11 protein-coding genes are annotated in these 12,263 nt (G+C 73.7%); 9 read left to right on the forward strand and 2 right to left on the reverse strand.

All coding sequences use genetic code 11. The features are described from left to right. Positions 1-10 precede the first annotated feature (10 nt). The 9 genes from ACFV4N_RS01515 to ACFV4N_RS01555 are packed head-to-tail and all read left to right on the forward strand — an operon-like array spanning position 11 to position 10,073. Complete coding sequence (locus ACFV4N_RS01515; RefSeq protein ID WP_499670552.1) at positions 11-2,761, forward strand: ATP-binding protein; 2,751 nt, start codon at positions 11-13, stop codon at positions 2,759-2,761. Continuing rightward, the gene (locus ACFV4N_RS01520; protein ID WP_499670526.1) at positions 2,758-4,671 is read left to right on the forward strand and encodes a hypothetical protein; all 1,914 of its coding nucleotides are present in this window, start codon (positions 2,758-2,760) and stop codon (positions 4,669-4,671) included. The genes ACFV4N_RS01515 and ACFV4N_RS01520 overlap by 4 nt, the downstream gene beginning before the upstream one ends. After that, positions 4,671-5,285, forward strand: a complete 615-nt coding sequence (locus tag ACFV4N_RS01525) for a hypothetical protein (protein WP_499670527.1) — start codon at positions 4,671-4,673, stop codon at positions 5,283-5,285. Before ACFV4N_RS01520 ends, ACFV4N_RS01525 begins: the two co-directional genes overlap by 1 nt. A gap of 3 nt (positions 5,286-5,288) precedes the next feature. Next, positions 5,289-6,290 (forward strand): C40 family peptidase, encoded by a 1,002-nt coding sequence (locus ACFV4N_RS01530; protein WP_499670528.1) that lies wholly within the window; start codon positions 5,289-5,291, stop codon positions 6,288-6,290. A 12-nt stretch (positions 6,291-6,302) separates the two neighbouring features. Next, complete coding sequence (locus tag ACFV4N_RS01535; RefSeq protein ID WP_499670529.1) at positions 6,303-6,881, forward strand: hypothetical protein; 579 nt, start codon at positions 6,303-6,305, stop codon at positions 6,879-6,881. Positions 6,882-6,937: 56 nt separating this feature from the next. Further along, entirely contained in the window at positions 6,938-7,126 is a 189-nt protein-coding gene (locus ACFV4N_RS01540; protein ID WP_499670530.1) for a hypothetical protein, read from the forward strand. A gap of 53 nt (positions 7,127-7,179) precedes the next feature. Beyond that, positions 7,180-8,601 carry an RNB domain-containing ribonuclease gene (locus ACFV4N_RS01545; protein WP_499670531.1) on the forward strand — a complete coding sequence of 474 codons (1,422 nt, stop codon included), beginning with the start codon at positions 7,180-7,182 and terminating at the stop codon, positions 8,599-8,601. 12 nt (positions 8,602-8,613) lie between these two features. Beyond that, a complete protein-coding gene (gene npdG / locus ACFV4N_RS01550) occupies positions 8,614-9,282 on the forward strand; it encodes an NADPH-dependent F420 reductase (protein WP_499670532.1) in 669 nt (222 codons plus the stop codon). Next, on the forward strand, positions 9,282-10,073 hold the full coding sequence (locus tag ACFV4N_RS01555; RefSeq protein WP_499670533.1) for a helical backbone metal receptor: 792 nt from the start codon (positions 9,282-9,284) through the stop codon (positions 10,071-10,073). The genes npdG and ACFV4N_RS01555 overlap by 1 nt, the downstream gene beginning before the upstream one ends. A gap of 214 nt (positions 10,074-10,287) precedes the next feature. On the opposite strand, the gene pip is transcribed toward ACFV4N_RS01555, so the two are convergent. Next, on the reverse strand, positions 10,288-11,226 hold the full coding sequence (pip, locus tag ACFV4N_RS01560; RefSeq protein ID WP_499670534.1) for a prolyl aminopeptidase: 939 nt from the start codon (positions 11,224-11,226) through the stop codon (positions 10,288-10,290). An 81-nt stretch (positions 11,227-11,307) separates the two neighbouring features. Further along, positions 11,308-12,162: a 3-methyl-2-oxobutanoate hydroxymethyltransferase gene (gene panB / locus ACFV4N_RS01565; RefSeq protein ID WP_499670535.1), complete on the reverse strand. Its 855-nt coding sequence runs from the start codon at positions 12,160-12,162 to the stop codon at positions 11,308-11,310. Positions 12,163-12,263 lie beyond the last annotated feature (101 nt).

The following is a 12,263-nucleotide window of genomic DNA, read 5'->3' on the forward strand; positions in this document are numbered from 1 at the left end:
CGGCCGCCGCCTGCCCGGCGAGCAGGCAGTGCCCAGCTACACCCCGTCGATCTCGGCCCGCAGCATCGACGGCCACCTGCTGCGCACCGGCCAGGAGGTCTACGCCTGGTACCGGCTCGCGCCGCAGCGCTGGTCGTTCCGCTCGGACTCCCAGCGGCAGGACCTGATCGCCGCGATCGCGGGCCAGTACGCCGAGCTCCAGGGCCGCTGGATGCACCTGCGCGTGACGAACCGGCCCTACCCGATCCGGATGTGGGCCGAGGCGCACGTGCACAACGCCGTGCGCCGGCTCCCGGACACCCCCGGCACGCTGAGCTTCGACGACTACATGGTCGGCGAGCAGCAGCAGCTGATGGGCCGGTCGATGGCCGAGAAGGAGGTCTACCTCGGCGTCCAGGTGCAGACCCGCAACATGATGGACCGCGCGGTCGAGCGCGCGGCCCCGGTGCTGCGCAAGGTCTTCCCGGACGCGGTGGACGCCGAGCTGGTCGCCATCGAGTCCGAGATCGACCACCTGGACCAGGTGATCGGCTCCGCCGGCCTGGAGGGCCGCCCGGCCACGGCCGAGGAGATGTCCTGGCTGATGCACCGGTCGTGCTCGCTGGGCCTGCCCGCGCCGCGCAACCTGCCGGCCGTGCCCGGCGCGCCGTGGGAGCCCGAGGACCTGGCGTCGTTCACCGACGCCGCCGACTTCCACCAGGAGCCGTACGCGCCGACCGTGGTGGTGCGCGGGCGCACCGGCTCGAACGCGGGCATCCGGCGGCACGTCGCGGTGCTCACCGTCGGCCTGATGCACGGCCTCCAGATCCCCGAGGTCGACGACCCGTGGGTGCAGCGGTCCGACCGGCTGCCCGCCTCGGTGGAGTGGTCGGCGCGCATCTACGTCCGCCGCCCGGAGGAGGTCTCCGGCGAGCTCCAGCGGCAGATGAGCAAGGTCCGCTCGCAGGTGCGCCACTACACCGACGAGCACGAGCTGGAGCCGCCGCAGTCGCTGGCCCGCCAGGCGTCCCGGGTGCTGGAGATCGACGACGAGATGACGTCGGGCTTCACCGCGCTGGGCACGAGGGTGCGGTCCTGGTGGCGGCTGGCGGTGTCCGGGCCGACCGAGCGCGAGGCGCTCAAGCTCGCCCAGACCCTGCTCGACCTCTACAAGCCGAAGATCGCCATCGAGCACCCCGAGGCGCAGTACGCGATCGCCCGCGAGTTCATCCCGGGCGAGCCGCTGTCCTCCTCGGCCTACCTGCGCCGCGGCTCGGTGCTGTGGGCGGCCTCGGCCGTGCCCACGGCGACCGCCGAGGTGGGCGACCGCCGGGGCATCCTGCTCGGTGAGACGGTCACCGCGACCCGCCGCCCGGTGGCGTGGGACCCGTGGATGGCGCAGGAGCTGCGCGACGCCTCCGGCCTGACCGCGATGGTCGCCGGCCTGGGCGCGGGCAAGTCGTTCCTCGGCGGCGGCATCGTCTACAAGACGCTGCGCTCCGGCGCGCACTGGACGCTGCTCGACCCGTCCGGCCCGCTGGCCGCCCTGTGCGAGCTGCCGGAGCTGCGCCCGTACGCGCGGCCGATCAACCTGCTCAACGCCCAGCCCGGCATCCTCAACCCGTACCGGGTGGTTGCGGAGCCGCAGCTGGAGCACTTCACGGACGAGGACGACGCGGAGCGGGCGTGGCGGCGCGAGCGCGCGCTGGCCGCGGCCACCCGCCGCCGCCTCGTGCTGGACGTGCTCACCGGCCTGCTGCCGTTCGAGGTGGCCAGGCTGCCGCAGACCCGGATCGTGCTGCTGCGCGCGGTCCGCACGGTCGGCGGCCGGCCCGACGCGCACCCCGGCATGGTGTTCGAGGCCCTGCGCCGCGACGCCAGCGAGCACCACGAGCACGCGGTCGTGGTCGCGGACTTCCTCGACGAGATGCGGGAGCGCATGTCGCTGCTCATCCCCGAGCAGGACGCCGACCCGTACAACGAGCAGCGCGACGACCGGCTCACCGTGCTCACCATGGCCGGGCTCAACCTGCCGAAGGACGGCGTGGGCCGCGAGCACTGGACCGACGCCGAGGCGCTCGGCGTGGAGATGCTGAACCTCGCCGCGTGGCTGACCCAGCGGTCGATCTACGAGCGGCCGAAGGACCTGCGCAAGGGCGTCTGGATCGACGAGGCGTTCTTCCTGTCCGAGGTGCCCACCGGCCGCGTGCTGATGAACCGCTTCGCCCGCGACTCCCGCAAGTGGAACGTGCGCGTGCTGCTGTCGTCGCAGATCCCGGCGGACTTCCTGAAGATCCAGGGCTTCGTGGCCCTGCTCGACTCGGTCTTCGTGGGCCGGCTGGACGACGACCAGGCGCAGGAGGACGCGCTGCGGCTGCTGAAGGTGCCGGTCGGCGCGGGCTACGAGCAGGTGGTGGCCTCGCTGGGCCGGCGCCCCGGCGGCGTGCGCACCAGCACCGAGCGCGACCGCGCGCCGCGGCAGTTCATCTTCGCCGACGGCGCGGGCGGCGTGGAGCGGATCCGGATCGACTTCTCCGGGCCGCACCTGGAGCACCTGCGCAACTCGCTGGACACCACGCCGGACGCCCTGCGCGAGGGCGCGGAGCCCGCCGAGCTGGAGGCCGCGCCGCCGCGCGACCCGTTCGCCTACGAGGAGCACCACCCCGACGACTACGACGACGAGCTGGCCGCAGACCTGGAGGTCGGGCTGGTGGACGACCTGGTCGACTCGGCGCACGGCGAGGGAGGAAACCGCCGTCCGGGACGGGAAGGCCTGGCATGAGCACCCTGCTGCTGGTGGCGATGGTCGCCGCCGCGCTGTACGCGCGGCGGCGGTACAGACGCGCCCGTGAGGAAGGCGCGCCGGCCCGCGTCGGCTCGGGCCGCTGGCGCGCGATGACCGTGGTGGTGGCGCTCGTCGGCCTCCAGGTCGTCATCGGCGCCACCCCCGCCCAGGCCGCGCCGTGCGGCGAGGCGCCGAACCCCGAGCGCCCCGGTTCGGGCATGGTCGGCGCGATCGACCCCCCGATCGGCAACGGCCTGCCCGACACCCCGTACCTCACCTACGGGTACGCGGGCATGGTCTGGCACACGTACCAGCAGAAGTGCTCGCTGCCCAACGCCACCCCGGTGCTGGACACCTGGATGGGCAACGAGCTGTTCAACGTCGGCAAGAACATCGTCGGCGCGACGAACGCCCTGCACTACACGGTCGTCGGCCAGGGCCTGCTCCAGCCGCTGGACCAGGCGGTGAAGGACGGCGTCCAGAAGGTCTACGACAACGTCTACCTGCGCTGGTTCGGCCTGGTCGCGCTGATCCTGGCGATGCTGATGTTCCGCCAGATCTGGCAGGGCGACCTGGCCTCGATCAGCAAGCGCGGCCTGTGGGCGCTGGCCGCGATGTGGCTGGCGACCTCGACCCTCGCGCTGCCCCAGTTCTACGACCTGCTGGACAACACCCTGGTCACCAAGACCTCGGAGATCCAGGCCGGGTTCATCGACGTCGAGGACGACAAGGACACCCTGGACGTGCTGCCGTCGCGGCTGCACGACGCGGTCGTCTACCAGAGCTGGCTGCGCGGCGAGTTCGGCTCGCCCGAGGCGCCGCAGGCCGCCGAGTTCGGCCCCAAGCTGCTCAACGCCCAGGCGTGGACGGTGCAGGAGCTGACCGAGAGCAAGGACGGCGACCAGAACGCGCTCAACGCGAAGAAGGCCGAGTTCACCAACATCTACAACCAGCTCGGCCCCACGCAGGGCTACTTCACCGGCGACGACGGCGGCCGCACCGGCGCCGGGTTCCTGTCGCTGCTCCAGGCCGTCGCGTTCTCGCTGTTCCAGCTGTTCGCCAAGGCCGCCGTGCTGCTCGCGCAGCTGCTGCTGCGGGTGTTCACGCTGGCCGGACCGCTCATCGGCCTGGTCGCGCTGATCCACCACGAGCTGCTGCGCAAGGTCGCCCGCGCCGCCGCCGTCACCGTGTTCAACGTGCTGGTGCTGGCGGTCCTGGCGGGCGTGCACGCGCTGCTGCTCCAGGCGATCTTCAGCGCGACCGGCCTGTCGCTGCTCACCAGGACCCTGCTGGGCCTGATGCTGACCCTGGTGTGCTTCATGGTCGGCAAGCCGCTGCGCCGCATGTGGCAGATGGTCGAGATGTCCGTGGGCACCGCGAGCGGCGCCCTGCCGATGCGCGGCGGCGTGCTGTCCAGGCTGCGCGGGAAGAAGGAAGGGCCCACGCCGCAGGACGAGTTCTGGGAGACCGTGCGCGACACCGACCCGGACGGCCCCGAGGTGCCGCAGCGGGACCGGCGGCGGGTGCGGCCGGAGGCGGCCAACCCGGTCGTCGCCACCGCCCAGCGCCTCGACCGCAACGGCAACAGCGTCGGCTCCGGCGTCGGCGAGCTGGGGCCCGGCCCCGGCTCCTCGGCGCCCGCCCTGCCCGCGGGGTCGCGCGGCGGACCGGCGGCGCTGCCCGCGGGCCGCTCGCGCGTGGTGGACGCGCCGCCCGTGGCGGACCGGGGCTGGGACCGGCTGGACGACGCGGTGGTGGTGCCCTCGCGGGTGACCGGCGGGTTGTCGCGGGTCGCGGACGACCGGGTGCTGCCGGGTCCGCGCCGGGCCGAGACGGAAGTCGTGGCGGGCAGGCAGGTCCACGTGATCTACCGGCCGTCACGCGGGCTGGAAGTCAGGGACAGCTGATGCCGATCAGGACCAACCGCGGCCGGGCCGCGGTGTACCGACGCCTGTGGGGGTGGCCGCTGCGGTCGCCCCGCCACCTGGCCATGGCGATCATCGGTTTCGCCGCGCTCGTCGCCGTCGTCAGCATCGTGATCGACAACGCGGTCGTCGAGCGGACCGGCCGGGGACCGGCGGCCGGCGCGCCGACCACCACGGTCGCGTCCGGCGCGGGCAACCAGGTCGGCGTGCTGCCGCCGCCGGGCACCTCGACGCGGCTGCCGACCAAGGCGCCCAGCCCCACGCCCGCGGCGGGCACCACGGCCCCGGTCAACCCGAACGCGCAGCTCGTCGCGGACATGTGGGTCGACGCGTTCTCCGCCTTCGAACCCGGCCGCACCACCAAGGAGCGGTGGCTGGAGGGGCTGAAGCCGCACACCTCCAACGAGATGTTCCCCCAGTTGGAGTCCGTGGAGCCGGTGGACGTGCCGGTGGTGGTCGACCAGCCCGTCAAGGCGGTCAAGTCGTTCACCGATTCGGTGGAGTTCGAGGCGCCGTTGGAGGACGGCAAGCTCTACGTGGTCGTGGCGCGTCTCCCCGAGGGGTGGAAAGTGCACAAGTTCGACAAGGTGGGCTGAGGCGTGCTGAAGATCGTGGTGGCGGTCGCCGCGGTGGCCGCCGTGGTGGCGGTCGTCGTGACCAACGGCGTGTCGACGGTCATCCGGGAGAACACCCCGGTCGACGGGTCGTCGGCGTTCCGGATGGCGAGCTGCAACGCGTCGATCGGGCCGTGGACCGGCGGCGGCGAGGAGAAGGGCCGCGGCGACGCCGACCGGCTCACCGACGAGCAGCTCACCACGGTCGCCAACATCATCTCCATCGGCCGGGAGCGGCAGCTGCCGCCGCTGGCCTGGCAGATCGCCATCCAGGCGGGCATGACCGAGTCGGGCCTGCGCAGCCTGGACTACGGCGACCGCGACTCGCTGGGCATCTTCCAGATGCGCCCGTCGATGGGCTGGGGCACGCCGCAGCAGGTGATGGACCCCCACTACGCGATCAACAAGTTCTACGACGTGCTGCTCAAGCTGCCCGACTGGGAGGCGCAGCGGCCCGGCGACTCGGCGCAGGACGTGGAGCGGTCGGCGTTCCCGGACCGCTACCACCGGTGGGAGGCCATGGCGGCGTTCCTGATCGGCCGGGAGGGCGACGTCAGCGACCCGGCCGGCTGCGGCGAGGCGGCGGGCGACTTCCTGCTCGCCTCCAACGCCGCGGGCACCGCCATCGAGTTCACCCGGCAGCAGCTCGGGGAGCCGTACCTGTGGGGCGGCAACGGCCCGGACGCCTGGGACTGCTCCGGCATCCTGGTCAAGGCGTTCGCCGCGGCGGGCGTGAAGATCCCGCGCGTGGCCAACGACCAGTACATGTCCGGCGGCGCGCACCTGCCCGTGCGCGAGGCCAAGGCCGGTGACCTGATCTTCTGGGCGACCAACCCGGCGCAGCCGGTCACCGTGCACCACGTGGGCATGTACCTCGGCAACGACGAGTACATCCACGCGCCGCAGACCGGCGACGTGGTCAAGATCAGCAAGATCAACTGGGACTACCACGAGTTGATGCCGCTGGCCGTCCGGCCGGGCGTGTAGGGAGGCACGACGGTGTTCAACCACGAACCCATCCAGCGGCCCGCGGGACCGCCCGCGACGAGCACGCCCGCGCGGGACTACCTCAACACCCGGCCGCCGGGCACCGACGCGCAGTACGCGGTGCTGCCGCGGTCGCTGGTGGAGGCGATGCCGCTGCCGTGGCAGCAGCAGATGGCGCACCTGCTGGCCGACTTCCACCGCGCCTACGCCCACCTGACCTGGCCGGTGTACCGGGTGGTGCCGTCGCGGCGGGAGCGGCTGGTCGACCTGGACGAGGACCAGCTGGCCGAGGTCGGCGTGCTGGTCGAGATCGACTCGGACGGCGAGCTGGTCTACCGCGACCGCGGCGGCCAGAAGATCCCCGACCCGGAGCACCGGACGGCGCTGGTGTCCGTGCTCGACCCGATCCCGGGCGAGCACGCCAACGCCAACCAGAGCACGCCGCCGCGCGGCTTCCCGCAGCCCCAGGTCGGACCGCAGCCACCGGTGGGGCAGCCGCCGATGGGCCCGCAGCCGCCGGTGGTGCCGCAGCCGACCTACCCGCAGTCGGGCCCGCTGCCCGTGCAGGCGCCGCCGCAGTGGCGCCCCTGACCCGCACGGGTGCACGACCGCGCATGGATCCTGGACAGGGGTGGAAACCTGGTCCCATGGCTGCTGATCCGAACGCGTGGTACTACTGCCTGACCCACCGCACCGTCGAGCGCGGCGTGGGCTGCCGCGGCGCGGACCGCATGGGCCCGTACCCGGACGAGGCGACCGCGCAGCGGGCCCTGGACCTGGCGCGGCAGCGGACGGAGGCCGAGGACCGGGCCGACCGGGAGTGGGGCAAGCGCTGACGCCCCGACCGCGGTGCCGGCTCCGACCCGGTCCGCCGGTCTAGGGTGCACCCATGGTGGTGATCCGCACCGGCCGGGCCGAGTCGGACCCCGGCCTGGACTTCGGGGGCGTCCGGACCGAGTTCGGCCTGCCCGCAGAGTTCCCGCCCGCCGCCCTGGCCGAGGCGCAGCGGGCCGTGTCCGGGGACGTCGACCACGCCGACCGCGAGGACGCCACGGCGCTGCCGCTGGTGACCATCGACCCGCCCGGCTCGAAGGACCTGGACCAGGCGCTGCTGGTGGAGCGGGTCGGCGACGGCTTCCGCGTGCACTACGCGATCGCCGACCTGGGCGCGTTCGTGGCACCCGACGGCGCGCTGGACGCCGAGGTGCGGCGGCGCGGCCAGACGCTGTACCTGCCGGACGGCAACGTGCCGCTGCACCCGCCGGTGCTGTCGGAGGGCGCGGCGAGCCTGCTGCCCGGCCAGGTGCGGCCCGCGGTGCTGTGGACGTTCGGGTGCGGCCCCGACGGCGAGCCGCGCGAGGTGCTGGTGCGGCGGGCCGTGGTGCGGTCGACCGCGCAGTTCGACTACAAGGGCGTGCAGGCGTCGTTCGACGCGGGCGAGCCGCACCCGTCGGTCGAGGCGCTGGCCGACTTCGGTAGGCTGCGCCGGGAACGGGCGGCCGAGCGCGGCGCGGTGGAGCTCCAGCTGCCCGAGCAGGAGGTCGTGGCGGCCGGCGACGGCGGCTGGGAGCTGGTGATCCGGCCGCGCGCCGACGTGGAGACCTGGAACGCGGAGGTCTCGCTGCTCACCGGCATGGCGGCGGCGAGGATCATGCTGGACGCCGGGGTCGGCGTGCTGCGGACCCTGCCGGACGCGGACGACGGCGCGGTGGAGGAGCTGCGGCGGTCCGCGCAGGCGCTGGGCGTGCCGTGGCCGGACGGCGTGACGCCCGCGGAGCTGCTGGCCGGCCTGGACCCGGCGCGGCCGGAGTCGCTGGCGCTGTTCGTGGACGCGACCCGGCTGCTGCGCGGCGCGGGGTACACGGCGTTCGACGGCGAGGTGCCGGAGGTGGTCGGGCACGCGGGCCTGGGCGCGCCGTACGCGCACGTCACCGCGCCGCTGCGGCGGCTGGTCGACCGGTTCGCCACCGAGGTGTGCCTGGCGGTGACCGCGGGCGAGCCCGTGCCGGGGTGGCTGCGGCGGGCGCTGCCGCAGCTCCCGGGGCTGATGGGCGGCTCGGACGCGCTGGCGGGCAAGGTCGACCGGGCGTGCCTGGACCAGGTCGAGGCGTGGGTGCTGGCCGACCGGGTGGGCCACGAGTTCGACGCGGTCGTGCTGCGCGCCGACGGCAACGCCGCGGACGTGTTCGTCGCGCAGCCGCCGGTGATGGGCCGCTGCACCGGCCCGGACCTGCCGGAGGGCGAGCGGATCCGGGTGCGGCTGGTCGAGGCGGACCCGGATCGCCGGAAGGTCGTCTTCGAACGCGTGTGATGTGATGGCCCGGTGACTGGTATTCGTGAGCTGACCGTCGGCGTCCTGGGCGGCACGGGCGCGCAGGGCAAGGGCCTGGCGCTGCGGTGGGCCAAGGCGGGCCTGCGGGTCGTCATCGGGTCCCGCGGCGCCGAGCGCGCCGAGGCCGCGGCCGAGGAGGTGCGGGCGGCGACCGGGGTCGACCACGTCGCCGGCGCGGACAACGCCGGCTGCGCGGAGCGCGCGGACCTGGTGCTGGTCGCGGTGCCGTGGGAGGGGCACGCCGAGCTGCTGGCGTCGCTGCGCGAGCCCCTGGCGGGCAAGGTCGTGATCGACTGCGTGAACCCGCTGGGCTTCGACAAGCAGGGCCCTTACGCGCTGCCGGTGCCCGAGGGCAGCGCCGCGCAGCAGGCCGCCGCGCTGCTGCCGGGGTCGCGGGTGACCGCGGCGTTCCACCACGTCTCGGCGGTGACCCTGGCGGACCTGTCCGTCGAGTCGGTCGAGGAGGACGTGCTGGTGCTCGGCGACGACCGCGAGGCCACCGACCTGGTGCGGGCGCTGGCCGACACCGTGCCGGGGTTCCGCGGCGTCTACGGCGGCCGGCTGCGCAACGCCCACCAGGTCGAGGCGTTCACCGCGAACCTGATCGCGATCAACCGCCGGTACAAGACCCACGCCGGCCTGCGGATCACCGGCGTCTGATGGTGCCCGTCGACGACCTGGGCGAGCCGGTCCCGCTGGCCGGCCCGCCCCGGCGGGTGGTCAGCCTGGTGCCGTCGCTCACCGAGGCCGTGCTCACCGAGGTCCTCGACCCGACCTCCCTGGTCGGCGCCACCGACTACTGCACGCACCCGCCCGACCTGGACGTGGCCCGGGTGGGCGGCTCCAAGTACCCGGACGTGGACCGGGTCCTGGCCCTGCGCCCGGACCTGGTGCTGGCCAACAGCGAGGAGAACCGGCCCGAGGACGTGATGCGGCTGCGCGCCGACGGCATCCCCGTCTGGGTGACCGAGGCGCCCGCCACCGTCCCGACCGCCCTGGGTTCGCTGCGCCGCCTCCTGGCCACCGCGTGGGACGCGGAACCCCCGTGGCTGACGACGGCCGAGGCCCTGTGGCGCGAGGTCACCCCGCCGTGGACGCGGGCCGTGGTCCCGGTGTGGCGCAAGCCCTGGGTGGTCCTGGGCCGGGACACCTTCGCCGGCGACGTCCTGCGCCGCCTGGGCGTGCTCAACGCCTTCGCCGACCACCCCGACCGCTACCCGCGCCCGCCCCTGGCGGACCTCCAGCACGCGGACGCCGTGATCCTCCCGGACGAGCCCTACGCCTTCACCGGAACCGACGGCCCGCAGTTCTTCCCCACCCTGCGCCCGGCCCACGTCTCCGGCCGCCACCTGACCTGGTACGGCCCGTCCCTGGTCACCGCCCGCCCAGCCCTGGAATCAGCCCTGACCACCCAACTGGGCGGCCCCCACCACCCAACTCACGGCTCCTGAACGCACGACTCACCCGACCTGAACGCACGACTCGCCGGTCCTGAACGTACGACTCGCCGGTCCGGACCGGAGGACACGCGCGAAACCCGGCGTGTCCTCCGCTCGGACATCGCGTGTCCTCCGGTCGGGCATCGCGAGTCGTACGTTCGGAACGCGCGAGTCGTACGTTCGGGACCGGTGAGTTGTGGGTTCGGGACCGGGGGGTTGGGCGCGGTCAGGTGCGGAAGCGGTCGGTGGCGTTGATCAGGGAGCGCCGGATGCCCGGTTCGTCGAAGGCGTGGCCCGCGTCCGGCACGACCACCAGCTCGGAGCCCGGCCACGCCCGGTGCAGCTCCCAGGCCGACACGGCGGGCGTGGCCACGTCGTAGCGGCCCTGCACGATCACCGCCGGGATCCCCGCGAGCCGGTCCACGTCGCGCAGCAGCTGACCCTCCTCCAGCCAGCCCCGGTGCCGGAAGTAGTGGTTCTCGATGCGCGCGAACGCCAGCGCGTACCTCGGGTCGGCGTGCGCCTCGACCAGCTCGGGCCGCTCCAGCAGGGTGATCGTCGAGGCCTCCCACACGCTCCACGCCAGGGCGGCGGGCCCGTGCACGGCCGGGTCCGGGTCGTTCAGCAGCCGCGCGTACGTGCCGATCACGTCGCCGTCCGGCGCGAGCGCCGCCACCCGGTCCCACAGCTCCGGGAACAGGAACCCCGCCCCGCCGCCGTAGTACCAGTCCAGTTCCTTGCGGCGCAGCAGGAACACGCCGCGCAGCACCATCTCGGTCACCCGCTCCGGGTGGGTCTGCGCGTAGGCCAGCGCCAGCGTCGAGCCCCACGACCCGCCGAACACCTGCCACCGGTCCACGCCGAGGTGCTCGCGGATCTTCTCCACGTCCGCCACGAGGTGCCAGGTCGTGTTCACCGACAGGTCCGCGCCGGGTGCGGACGCGTGCGGCACCGACCGCCCGCAGCCGCGCTGGTCGAACAGCACGATCCGGTACGCGGCCGGGTCGAACAGCCGGCGCTGCGCCGGGGTGCAGCCGCCGCCCGGACCCCCGTGCAGGAACACGACGGGCTTGCCGTACGGGTTGCCGCACACCTCCCAGTACACGCGGTTCCCGTCACCGACGTCGAGCAGGCCCTGGTCGTATGGCTCGATCTCGGGGTACATGACCCCACTCTGCCCCAGCCGGCGGCGAAGTGGATCACACGGGGTTCGGGGCCGCCGCGTCCCGGGCGGCCCCGCCCGCGCTCAGTGGAAGGTGTGCTCGGGACCGGGGAACCGGTGCCCCTTGACCTCGGCGGCGAACTGCTGGGCCGCGTTCACCATCACGCCCGCCATGTCGGCGTACCGCTTCACGAACTTCGGCGCGCGTCCCCGCCGCAGGCCCATCATGTCCTGCCAGACGAGCACCTGCGCGTCGGTGTCCGGGCCCGCGCCGATGCCGACGGTCGGTATGCGCAGGTCGTGCGTGATCTGCTTGGCGACCTCGGCGGTCACCATCTCCAGCACGACCGCGAACGCCCCGGCCTCCTGGACCGCGCGCGCGTCGGCCACCACGGAGTCGAACGCGTCGTTGCGGCCCTGCACCCGGTACCCGCCGAGTTGGTGCTCGCTCTGCGGCGTGAAGCCGATGTGGGCCATGACCGGGATGCCCGCCCGCACGATCGCCTCGACGTGCGGCGCGAAGTGCCGCCCGCCCTCCAGCTTCACGGCGTGCGCGCGGCCCTCCTTCATGAACCGCACGGCGGTCGCCACGGCCTGCTCCACCGACACCTGGTAGGAGCCGAACGGCAGGTCGGCCACGACCAGCGCCTGCTTCACCGACCGCGTGACGCCGCGCACGAGCGGGATCAGCTCGTCCACGGTCACCGGCAGCGAGGTGTCGTAGCCGTAGACGTTGTTGGACGCGGAGTCGCCGACCAGCAGGACCGGGATCCCGGCCTCGTCGAACAACTCGGCGGTGTACATGTCGTAGGCGGTGAGCATGGGCCACGGCTCGCCGCGGTCCTTCATCGCCTGCAGGTGGTGGATCCGCACCCGCTTTCCGGTCGGGGCGCCTGACGCCCCGTTCCCGTAAGGGGCGGTTACCTCGGCGGAAGCCATTTCGACCGTCCTCCCTCGGGGCCTGCTCCGTCGCGGGTCCCCGGGCGTCGTTGCACGGTTACGGGGCCCAGCGTGACACCGCCGAAAGGCAATGTGCCAGG

This window comes from Actinosynnema sp. NPDC059797, assembly GCF_042732085.1.
Classification (GTDB): Bacteria; Actinomycetota; Actinomycetes; order Mycobacteriales; family Pseudonocardiaceae; genus Actinosynnema.

Excerpts from the sequence above, each read along its gene's own strand:
- ACFV4N_RS01520 (WP_499670526.1), top strand. The coding sequence starts at position 2,758 with ATGAGCACCCTGCTGCTGGTGGCGATGGTCGCCGCCGCGCTGTACGCG.
- ACFV4N_RS01525 (WP_499670527.1), top strand. The coding sequence starts at position 4,671 with ATGCCGATCAGGACCAACCGCGGCCGGGCCGCGGTGTACCGACGCCTG.
- ACFV4N_RS01540 (WP_499670530.1), top strand. The coding sequence starts at position 6,938 with ATGGCTGCTGATCCGAACGCGTGGTACTACTGCCTGACCCACCGCACC.
- ACFV4N_RS01545 (WP_499670531.1), top strand. The coding sequence starts at position 7,180 with ATGGTGGTGATCCGCACCGGCCGGGCCGAGTCGGACCCCGGCCTGGAC.
- ACFV4N_RS01555 (WP_499670533.1), top strand. The coding sequence starts at position 9,282 with ATGGTGCCCGTCGACGACCTGGGCGAGCCGGTCCCGCTGGCCGGCCCG.
- pip (WP_499670534.1), bottom strand. The coding sequence starts at position 11,226 with ATGTACCCCGAGATCGAGCCATACGACCAGGGCCTGCTCGACGTCGGT.
- panB (WP_499670535.1), bottom strand. The coding sequence starts at position 12,162 with ATGGCTTCCGCCGAGGTAACCGCCCCTTACGGGAACGGGGCGTCAGGC.